General features: G+C 57.8%; 1 protein-coding gene. It reads left to right on the forward strand.

Annotated elements, in window-relative coordinates; genetic code table 11:
- Positions 1-82 precede the first annotated feature (82 nt).
- Positions 83-1,186, forward strand: coding sequence for an IS110 family RNA-guided transposase (locus NJLHNGOC_RS15480; protein WP_408870309.1), 1,104 nt, complete (start codon positions 83-85; stop codon positions 1,184-1,186).
- Positions 1,187-1,497: the final 311 nt, after the last annotated feature.

Below are 1,497 nucleotides of genomic sequence, written 5' to 3' on the forward strand. Positions count from 1 at the left end.
ATAGACCCAATGACCGTCATTTGCCTCGCCTTCCGAGGTCAGGAGGAGCGTAAGCTCACTTTGTCACGAGAGGAGAATGACAATGTCGACGATAAAATTCATCGGTCTGGATGTCCACAAAGAGACGATTGCCGTGGCTGTTGCAGACGATGGGCGATCGGGAGAAATCCGGTTCCACGGGACAATTCTCAACACGCCCGAGGCCATACGACGTCTGGTGTCGCGCCTGGCTACGCCTGATGCGACACTCCACTTTTGCTATGAGGCAGGTGGCTGCGGGTACGGCATCCATCGCCAGTTGCTGGGCATGGGTATGGACTGCAGTGTCATCGCCCCATCTGTAATACCGCGCAAGCCAGCCGACAGGGTGAAGACGGACAGGAGAGACGCCGAAATGTTGGCGCGACTGTTGCGATCGGGTGAGTTGACGGCAATCTGGATCCCGGATCCGGCACACGAGGCTATGCGAGACCTCGTACGCAGTCGGCGCCAGGTTAGACAGGATCTTGTTGCCAGCCGACAGATGCTTCTGGGGTTTCTGTTGCGCCATGGGCGTAAATTCACCGGTCGTACGAATTGGACAAAAGCGCACTGGAGATGGCTGGGAAGTCAGGCATTTGAAATACCACATCAGCAATTTATTTTGGGTGAAAGCATCCGACGCATTGAAGAAGCTCAGCAGCGTTGCGATCGACTGGACACCATGCTCATGGAGGCGTTACCGCGCTGGTCACTCGCGCCAGTAGTAAAGGCATTGCAGGCGTTGCGCGGTGTCGGCCCCATCGTGGCCATAACGCTTGCTGCAGAAATCGGGGACCTCAGCCGTTTTGAAACACCCAAACAACTCATGGGCTGGCTTGGTCTCGTGCCATCAGAGGCTTCCAGTGGCACCCGTACCCGTCGCGGCGCCATCACAAAAACCGGAAACCGAGAAACACGCGCAATGCTGGTTGAGGCAGCCTGGTCATACCGCCTGCCGGCACGCGAGGAGCGCCGTTATCGGGCGCGTGTCGAGGACTTGCCAGAGGAAATCAGGGCAATTGCATGGAAGGCGCAAGTTCGCTTGTGCCAGCGCTACCGAACTTTAGCGGCATCCGGTAAAGCCTTGCCGAAAGTGATCACGGCGATCGCGCGCGAGCTGGTCGGCTTCATCTGGGATATCGGTCGCCGCGTGCAACCAACCTGACACGGCTTCCTTCGCCCGGTCATCGGACCTGACGGGCGTGCCGCGAAGACCAGGCAAGATGGGTAATCCTCGTTGTAAGCTGGGGCAGGTTTCGACCGACGCCCGTCTATAGAGAGAGGAAGGCCCACGACGGAAATGGGAAATGCGGTAGCCAACCCGCGGATGAGAGCATGATCAATCGTCGTCGATCGGCTCGCGGCACACCCGTCAGGTCCACTATCAGTTTTTGGTCACACCAGACACCAGTCATGGTGTAGGCTTCTTGCAACTGCACTCCCCTAATGACGGTCATGAGAGCTTATCGCCCTGTC

Origin of the sequence: Novacetimonas cocois (genome assembly GCF_003311635.1) — a bacterium.
Lineage (GTDB): Bacteria > Pseudomonadota > Alphaproteobacteria > Acetobacterales > Acetobacteraceae > Novacetimonas > Novacetimonas cocois.

Bases quoted from the DNA above. Each gene is read 5' to 3' on its own strand.
- NJLHNGOC_RS15480 (WP_408870309.1), top strand. From the start codon at position 83: ATGTCGACGATAAAATTCATCGGTCTGGATGTCCACAAAGAGACGATT.